Genomic DNA, 8,972 nt, shown 5'->3' with positions numbered 1-8,972 from the left:
CGCGAACCGACCAGAAGGGCGTTGTGACCACGTTCGAGTGGGACAACATGTACCGTCTCCTGCACCGGTTCTATCCAGGCCACCAGGACGATTTCACCTACAACCGCTCGGGCCGGCTGCTCACCGCCAACAACAGCCTGGTGAACGAGACCTTCGGGTATGACATCCTGGGCCGGGTGACCAGTCTGACCCAGGCCTACGGCACGACCGAGACATACGCCACGACGGTGGGCTATGCCATCGGCAGCCCCGACAGCACGGCCACGGTGACCTACCCGGGCACCCGGGAAGTCGTCTACACGTTCGATCGGCGCTTCCGGATGACCGGTGTCTCGGGCGGGACGGGCGTTGGCGGGACCCGCGGGCTGGATGTGGCTGACCAGGTGATCAGCAGCAGCTTTGCCAACGGGGTGTCGAGCGTCTTCGACTACGACGTCAACGGCCGCATGACCCACATGGAACGGTTCAAGAACGGCGCTCCGCCGACGATGCTGGTGGAATACGACTACGGCTATGACGCGGTGGGCAATCGGCTGTATACTCGGGACATGCTGGCCACCGACCGAAGCGAGCTTTACGGCTACGACGCCCGCAATCGCCTGCGGAATTTCGGGCGCGGGACGCTCAACGCCGAGGGCACGGCCATCACCACCCCGCTGGTCGATCCGGTCCTGCCGTCGCAGCAGCAGTGGACCGACCTCGACCGCCGGGGCAACTGGCTGGACTTCAGCACCACCCTCAACGGTCAGCCTGCCGTTCAGCAGACGCGAACGGTCAACGGGGTCAACGAAGTGCTGACTCTCGACCCGGACGGCAGCGGCGCCCAGTCGGCCATGACCCTGGCCAACGACCCCAACGGCAACCTGACCGAGAACCCCTGGACCTTCAACGCCGACGACAGCGGCACGCCCACCGGTCAGAAGTACGAATACGACGAAGAGAACCGGCTGGTCCGTGTCCGGCGGCTCACGAACAATGAGACCCTGCTGGAGATCAGCTACGACGCCCTCGGCCGTCGGGTCGAGAGCAAGGAATATCTCGACGCCCAGGTAGGGATGCTGCCAACGGCGCGGGTGACCCGCCACGTGGTCCTCGGGGCCATGACCATCGAAGAGCACGTCTTCACCGAGGGCTCAGGCTGGGCCCTGGCCCGGGAGTTCGTCTGGGGCACCGAGTACCCGATGCCGGTGGCAATCATCGATTATACCGCTGCGGGGCAGGTCGGCGCCGGCCAACCGGAGGTGCTCCACTATTTGCGGGATGTGCTGGGCAACGTGGTTGCCCTGGCAAACGCCGACGGCAACGTTGTCGAGCGCTACCGCTACGACCCCTACGGTATGACCCATATCTACAACGCCGGTGGCATGCCCCTGCCGACCTCGGCCTACGGCAACCCGTTTGCCTTCACGGGCCAGCGGTATGACGCGGCAGTTGTCCTGTACCACTTCTGGTTCCGGACTTATTCACCAACCCTGGGTCGATGGCACCAGAGAGATCTGCTTGGTTATTTTGATGGCCTCAGTCTCTATCAGTACGTCCTCTCTTCGCCTGCAATGCGCGTCGACCCGTTCGGTTTGTGGTCCATTTTCCGATGGCTGTATACTGGCGATCCAAACGCCCCGGATTACGTGTATCGTGCAGCTGTGGATGCAGCCGCATCCTGGCTCTGGCGCAACTCCCCGGTTCGAGGAGGCTTTGTCGAAGCGGAGTATGAGACCCGATACGGGCAAATCGTTGGAGAGGCAAGCTGGAGTATGGACTCCGGGTTTGGTGGATTTGGTGGTTTCCAGGTTGGCAATAGTCAGCGACGGCGTGGTTGGACAGGAGCAGTGCCTTTCAGCCGATTACCAGGGCCGCTATATCAGTCAGATACTCTTGGCTTGGAGGGCGGGTTGTGTTGGAGCGAAGAGGACGGCCTTACAGTTTGTACAGAAGTCAGCAGGTCCATTGGTATGAGCGGATCAACGTACGCAGGGAGTGTCTTTTTGGGGTGGGACCCGAGCTCCAACTGGATCGAAATCGGGATCTCACGTGGCCCAATATCGGCGGGGCTTTCGATCGATCCGTCCAAGATCGACGATTACGTGGAATCGGTGTTTGGAGACGGTGATGACAGTGGCGACGATTTCGGTTCTTGCCCTGCGGAGTGAGGGTCCATCGATGAAAGTGCTCCTATGGTTGTCTTGTCAACAAGTCTCGCTGGAGAGGATGGGGGCTGAGAGCCCAAAGCAGCGCCTTTCCGGAATGGGGCGGTGCTTCGATAAGCCGAAGACAGGTCTCGTCATCTGGAGTTCTGATATGATCTGCGCGGCTTCGTGATAGCATGGCTGCTACCGACGATGCCTGCGAAGGAATGAGGAGGTTGGCTGGCCAATGAGGCGCCGAATCCTGGCTGGTGGACGAGTGATCTATTTCATTCTGCCCGCTTTCCTCGTGCTGCTAGCAGTTGCGATCATGAACCCCGACTCTATCGGACGTCCAAGCCGGAGGCGCCCGGATGCGTCCCCGCTCGTTGGCAGGGTGGCGTTCTTTCTGGTGGGGACCATAATCGTCTACCGTCTTGGCGTCGCGTTCGCAAAGCAGATTCGGGAGGATCTCTGGCGGTCTAGCCAAGCCTCACGCACGTACACTGTCACAGTAGCGTCTGGTGACCGTTGCCTGTTGGGTCCCGTGTGTGCAGAAGGGGCCGGAAGGATCATGCTTGCGGCGAGCGCCGAACGCCTCCGGGATCACGAGGTTGTGGAGCTGCACATTCGTCAATTGTGTCAGGATGTCAAAGCCGTTTGCGAATTCACGTTTACCATCACACCAACTTTGTCTCCGGACCAGCACAAGGCTTATCGTGGATACGTGGGAGGCGGCGCTTGGCCTGTCTGGTTTCACGTTGCCGTCAGAGAGACAAGTGATCAGCCGCGTGAGATCACCTTGACCCTTGATGTGAAGTGCAAGAGAGGCAGGCCTCAGCTCCCTGATCAGATCAAGAGTGAATTGTGTGAAACGGGGTCGTGACGATGCGGTATTGTGTGGCGGTTCTCGGAGCCGTGTTGGTTTTCCTGGGCGTCTTTCTAATATGCGGTTTGGCTGGCATCACCCTCTGCCACTTGCTTTGGCCCGATGGAGCTAATACGGTGATTGTGGTCCTTGGCAACATTGCGACCATCCTGGCTGCCAGCTTGGCCGCGCGGTCGTCCTTTCGGGCATCTCTTCGCCTGGCCAAGGCCAAGTCGGAGTCTAGCAGGGCGACGGAGTTCGGCAAGGAGACGTAGCTTTTCCTTCTGGACCCGCAGAGCGCCGCTTCCGGATCAAAGGCGTCTCCGGCGGGACCGGCGTGGGTGGGTCGCGCGGGACCGGAAAAGGGACCGGAAAAGGTGTCAGGATGGGTCGAAAAGGGGTCAGAAGCCATTATCAGTAAAGGTGCGAAAAGGAGGTCGGCGTCCTCGGCGTACTCTGTGGTTCAACGGTCTTCTTCGTCGTCAGACAAACAGACAATACTTTCCACCGCAGAGTTATCTATGTAAACAAGAGAAGGCCAGTCCTTCAAGCAGCGCGGTCGATAGAGGGAGTTAATCGTGTTTGTTCGGAATTCTCTATCTCTCAAACTGCGGGAGGACTGGCCATGCAAGAGTATATCATGGTGGGCTGGGGTGTCGAAACGGGGACGTAGCTAGTTTTGGGCCTACGGCACGAGCGAGACGTACACCACGACAGTCGATTATGCCATCGGCAGCCCCGACAGCACGGCCACGGTGACCTACCCGGGCACCCGGGAAGTCGTCTACACGTTCGATCGGCGCTTCCGGATGACCGGTGTCTCGGGCGGGACGGGCGTTGGCGGGACCCGCGGGCTGGATGTGGCTGACCAGGTGATCAGCAGCAGCTTTGCCAACGGGGTGTCGAGCGTCTTCGACTACGACGTCAACGGCCGCATGACCCACATGGAACGGTTCAAGAACGGCGCTCCGCCGACGATGCTGGTGGAATACGACTACGGCTATGACGCGGTGGGCAATCGGCTGTATACTCGAGACCTGATGGCCACCAACCGAAGCGAACTGTACGGCTATGATGCCCGCAATCGGCTGCGGAACTTCGAGCGGGGCACGCTCAACACCGCAGGCGACGATATCAGCACGCCGCTGGTCGATCCAGCCCTGCCGTCGCAGCAGCAATGGACCGACCTCGACCGCCGGGGTAACTGGCTGGACTTCAGCACCACCCTCAACGGCCAGCCGGCGGTCCAGCAGACCCGCGAGGCCAACCAGGTCAACGAGATCATGACTCTCGATCCCGATGGGCCCGGCGGCGGTCAGTCGGCGGTGACCCTGGCCAACGACAGCAACGGCAACCTGACCGAGAACCCCTGGGCCTTCAACGCCGACGACGGCGGCACGCCCACCGGCCAGAAGTACGAATACGACGAAGAGAACCGCCTTGTTCGCGTGAAGCGGCTCACTAGCCCTGCCGACCAGGTCCTGCTGGAGATTGGTTACGACGCCTTCGGCCGTCGGGTGGAGAGCAAGGAATACCTCGACGCCCAGACCGGCCAGATTCTCTCAACGCCGCGGGTGACACACCATGTTGTCCTTGGGCCCATGACCATCGAGGAGTACAGCATCACCGCCGGTCCCACCGCCCTGCTGGCCCGCGAGTTCGTCTGGGGCACCGAATTCCCGATGCCGGTAGCGATAGTCGATTGGACCGCCGCCGGGCAGGTCGGTACCGGCCAGGCTGAGGTGCTGCACTATTTGCGGGATGTCCTCGGCAATGTCGTAGCGCTAACCAACGCCACCGGCAACGTGGCCGAACGCTACCGCTACGACCCCTACGGCATGACCCGCATCTACAATGCCGGCGGCGCTCTTCTGCCAACCTCGGCCTACGGAAACCCTTACGCCTTCACCGGCCAGCGATACGATGCCGCGGTTGTTCTCTACCACTTCTGGTTCCGGACGTATTCGCCGTCGCTCGGGCGGTGGCATCAGCGGGATCCCATCGGGTACATCGACGGCATGAGTCTGTATCAGTACTTGGTAAGTGGTCCTTTGAATGGCACAGACCCGTTGGGCCTGGAGTGCCGGAAGAGGTGGTCGAGCGAGGACGAGAAGAAGAAGGCTCTTACCGAAGCGATCAGGAGCTCGAAAGACCTGCGAGATTTCGTCGACACATATGATCCCACCTGGAACGGCGCAAAGGGCGATGAACTGTTCAACCTAGAGTACCGCAGCGTCTATGGCGACACTGATATTGACTGGATGATAACGCTGCTGGCTGCGCACTATGGACGCGCAGGATGGTTCTTTAGGGGGATGGATCCAGAAGACATATACGCTATTGGGAAGACCTTCTGGATATTCTATGACGCGGCTACGGATCCGAACGTTTCGGTTGACTTCAGTCGGTATGGACAACAGAATGAGATTAACGCTATCAAGGCGGCGCAAGATCTGATTCAAGGCAAGAAGACCCTGCGGGATTTGTTCCCAGATCTTGACTACAGCGATGTGACTGAGGGCGGGCAACCCAATCCGCCGCCTTGGCGCATAGACCCGCGCCCGCACCGCCGCGGGCCTCGGCGGGTAAGGACGCGTTGAATGCTGGGCCTCAAGGGATCTTGGTCAGTCGGGATCGCGAGACAGACGGACAATGAGCGTAACCAAATCCCGGTTCTTGTGTTGGGTCAGCCTGCGACGTTGTGCGGTTGTGCTGGCGATCGCAGCGGCGGCTTTCATTGCAGGGGTGGTTGTACCTAAGATGGGGCGTCGCCAAGCAAGAGAGCTGGATGTCGTCTGGTCTGCAACCAAGGATGCGACAGTTCCAGGTGACTTCGCGTACGTGCTCTTTCCCAGCCAGCCGATGACTCAATTGGTTGACACCAACGAAAGTAATAGCGGCCTCGTCCTTGATCGCGCCGTCATGTGCAGTGAGCAAGAACTGGAGGCGGGAGAAAGCGTTGGAGTCTGGGTGGAGAACCGGGAACTCCGCGTTCTCAAGGACGCCCTGACCTTCGAGCCACCCGCGCACGATTTTGACCATCTGGTCAGCAATTGGAAGACAGCCGTCGCCCGGTGGAGAGACGCCACCGACTGGCCCGAGGTCGATGTCACGTTCGAAAAAGTGGGAACGGAGACGTATCGTGTAGAGGCATCCAGGACATCAGTAGATGGCGTAAAGGAGATCTTCGTCTATAGGGTTGTACGTGGCGTCCCGAGCCCAGAGTGCTGGTATGTGGACCGTGTGAAGAAGATGGCACGATAGCCGGCTAAGGGCCAAGGACCGGAAGAGACCTAGGGCGGAAGTCGCGTGTTGGACCTGGCCGACCAGGTGATCAGCAGCAGCTTTGCCAACGGGGTGTCGAGCGTCTTCGACTACGACGTTAACGGCCGGATGACCCACATGGAACGGTTCAAGAACGGGGCTCCGCCGACGATGCTGGTGGAATACGACTACGGCCATGACGCCGTGGGCAACCGGCTGTATACTCGGGACCTGATGGCCACCGATCGAAGCGAGTTGTATGAGCATGATTCGCGCAACCGGTTGCGGAACTTCGAGCGGGGCACGCTCAACACCGCAGGCGACGACATCACCACCCCGCTGGTCGATCCGGTCCTCCCGTCGCAGCAGCAGTGGACCGACCTCGACCGTCGGGGCAACTGGTTGGACTTCAGCACCACCCTCAACGGTCAGCCCGCCGTTCAGCAGACGCGAACGGTCAACGGGGTCAACGAAGTGCTGACTCTCGACCCGGACGGCAGCGGCGGCCAGTCGCCGTACACCCTGGCCAACGATAACAACGGCAACCTGACCGAGAACCCCTGGGCCTTCAACGCGGACGACAGCGGCGCGCCCACCGGCCACAAGTACGAGTACGACGAAGAAAACCGTCTGATCCGCGTCCGGCGGCTGAGCAACAATGAGATTCTGCTGGAGATCGGTTACGACGCTGTCGGCCGTCGGGTCGAGAGCAAGGAGTACCTCGATGCCCAGACCCAGCAGATGCTCACAACAGCCAGGGTGACACACCATGTTGTCGTCGGTGCTATGGTCATTGAGGAATACGATATTACCGACAACGGCAGCGGCGGCACCACGGCGACGATGCTGCGAGAATTCGTCTGGGGTGCGGAGTACCCGATGCCTGTTGCTATGGTAGATTGGACGACGGCGGGAGAAATCGGACAAGGGCAGGCAGAAGCCCTGCACTACTTGCGTGATGTGCTGTACAGCGTCGTCGCGATGACGAACGCCAGCGGCAACGTAGTCGAGCGATATCGTTATGACCCCTACGGCATGACCCATATCTACAATGCCGGCGGCATGCTCCTGCCGACCTCGGCCTACGGGAACCCGTATGCCTACACCGGTCAACGATACGATCCGGCGGTTGCCCTGTACCATTTCTACTGGCGAACATATTCTCCGTCTCTCGGCCGCTGGCATCAGCGGGATCCGTTGGGATACGTGGGCGGAGTGAGTCTCTACGAATACGTTGCGAGCCTGCCGACCGTCCTGATAGATCCTTTCGGTCTGGAGGGGGACGCCGCTAAGGAGTGTGCGGATATTGCGGCGGCAATCGAGAAGAAGATTGCAGCCGGAGAGAAGTACATAGGGACAGCCGCAGAGGGAGTAAGCGCGGAGGTCAAATCGGTGGAGGCTGTTTTTAACACTGGCAGTGATTCCTCCGTAGTGGTGAAACTCAGAGACGTCGCAACGGGGGCCGATGACATTGTAGACCTTCGTCCCGAAAAAGCCGCCGCTTTCGTCAAGGGCATGGGCACGCTTGAGCAGTCGTTGCCATTGAGCAAGTGGGCGAGATTTGCCCGTGGGATGTCGAAGCTTGCCAGGTGGGCGGCCAGAATTACCGGAAGGGCATTGCGCGTGGAGGCAGAAGGTGCTTGGTGGATGTTGCCCCAACAAGAGAAAGATAAAGTACTGCCGCCCAGCAACGAGGAAATCCAAGAAAGGAGAGAGCGACTATACGAGCAGTATCCAGGCTTATGGTATCTCTATGAACAGGACGATTGGCGACAGCCAATAGTATGACGATAGTTGAGGTTTGACGCATGATGCGATCGATACGACAGTGGCTGTTGCAGGTTCGGAGGCGATGTAGGCTTGGACCGAAGGTCTTTCTACCGCCATCGTCCATGATCAACGAGCTCACCAAGCCGCGCGTTCTCCCGGCTGAATTGTTCAAGGACTGTCGCCGCCTTCCTCCTGAGAAGGTCCGAATCAACCTCATCCTCGAAGATGCAGCATGGTACCTTTGGGGCAATCGTTACCCACGAAACGGCATTCTGAACGCTGCGATCCTACAACGGGAAGACTTCACTGGACTCCGAGGTTTGACACCCAGGCAGGCTATCAACGAGGCACGCTTGTATCTGAGGGGTATCGCCGCATGGACGAGGGGTCCAGCGTTCTTGGCTACGGTCGCCGAATTCCGCCACAAGCGGGCCTGCTACATCCATTGGGAGTGCCGCTCTGACGACGATGTGATTCACTACTCGCTCATGGGTCGCTGGGCGTTTCGCATAAAGCATCGTCTTCTCCCACTGCTCGGCTGGGAGGAGGTCCCGACTTCGCCCGGTAACAGCGATGACCGCCGACAGTCGCCTGTTTCGTCTTCGACTACGACGTCAACGGCCGGATGACCCACATGGAACGGTTCAAGAACGACGATCCGCCGACGATGCTGGTGAAATACGATTACGGCAATGACGCCGTGGGCAACCGGCTGTATACTCGGGACCTCATGGCCACCGACCGAAGCGAACTGTATGGCTACGACGCCCGCAATCGGCTGCGGACCTTCGAGCGGGGCACGCTCAACACGCCGGGCGACGATATCACCACCCCACTGGTCGACCCGGTCCTCCCGTCGCAGCAGCAGTGGACTGACCTCGACCGCCGGGGTAACTGGCTGGACTTCAGCACCACCCTCAACGGTCAGCCTGCCGTTCAGCAGACGC

6 protein-coding genes are annotated in these 8,972 nt (G+C 60.0%); all 6 read left to right on the top strand.

Annotation, left to right across the window (positions count from 1 at the left end; all coding sequences use genetic code 11):
• Nucleotides 1-2,150, top strand: a 2,150-nt coding sequence (locus tag PLL20_20610) for an RHS repeat-associated core domain-containing protein (protein ID HPD32402.1), incomplete at its 5' end; no start/stop codon positions are given.
• Between the two features lie 1,596 nt (nt 2,151-3,746).
• Nucleotides 3,747-5,591 carry an RHS repeat-associated core domain-containing protein gene (locus tag PLL20_20605; protein HPD32401.1) on the top strand — a complete coding sequence of 615 codons (1,845 nt, stop codon included), beginning with the start codon at nt 3,747-3,749 and terminating at the stop codon, nt 5,589-5,591.
• 52 nt (nt 5,592-5,643) lie between these two features.
• Nucleotides 5,644-6,255 (top strand): hypothetical protein, encoded by a 612-nt coding sequence (locus PLL20_20600; GenBank protein HPD32400.1) that lies wholly within the window; start codon nt 5,644-5,646, stop codon nt 6,253-6,255.
• Nucleotides 6,256-6,300: 45 nt separating this feature from the next.
• The gene (locus tag PLL20_20595; GenBank protein HPD32399.1) at nt 6,301-8,043 is read left to right on the top strand and encodes an RHS repeat-associated core domain-containing protein; all 1,743 of its coding nucleotides are present in this window, start codon (nt 6,301-6,303) and stop codon (nt 8,041-8,043) included.
• Between the two features lie 20 nt (nt 8,044-8,063).
• A complete protein-coding gene (locus PLL20_20590; GenBank protein ID HPD32398.1) occupies nt 8,064-8,654 on the top strand; it encodes a hypothetical protein in 591 nt (196 codons plus the stop codon).
• Nucleotides 8,655-8,659: 5 nt separating this feature from the next.
• Nucleotides 8,660-8,972: hypothetical protein (locus PLL20_20585; protein HPD32397.1), on the top strand; the 313-nt coding region annotated here is incomplete at its 3' end.

It is taken from the genome of Phycisphaerae bacterium (genome assembly GCA_035384605.1).
GTDB lineage: Bacteria > Planctomycetota > Phycisphaerae > UBA1845 > PWPN01 > JAUCQB01.
Note: the sequence above shows the minus strand (reverse complement) of the source record. Positions and strands in the feature narration are given on the sequence as shown.

What these genes read in the sequence shown, in the direction of transcription:
- PLL20_20600 (HPD32400.1), top strand. Translation starts at nt 5,644, where the DNA reads ATGAGCGTAACCAAATCCCGGTTCTTGTGTTGGGTCAGCCTGCGACGT.
- PLL20_20590 (HPD32398.1), top strand. Translation starts at nt 8,064, where the DNA reads ATGATGCGATCGATACGACAGTGGCTGTTGCAGGTTCGGAGGCGATGT.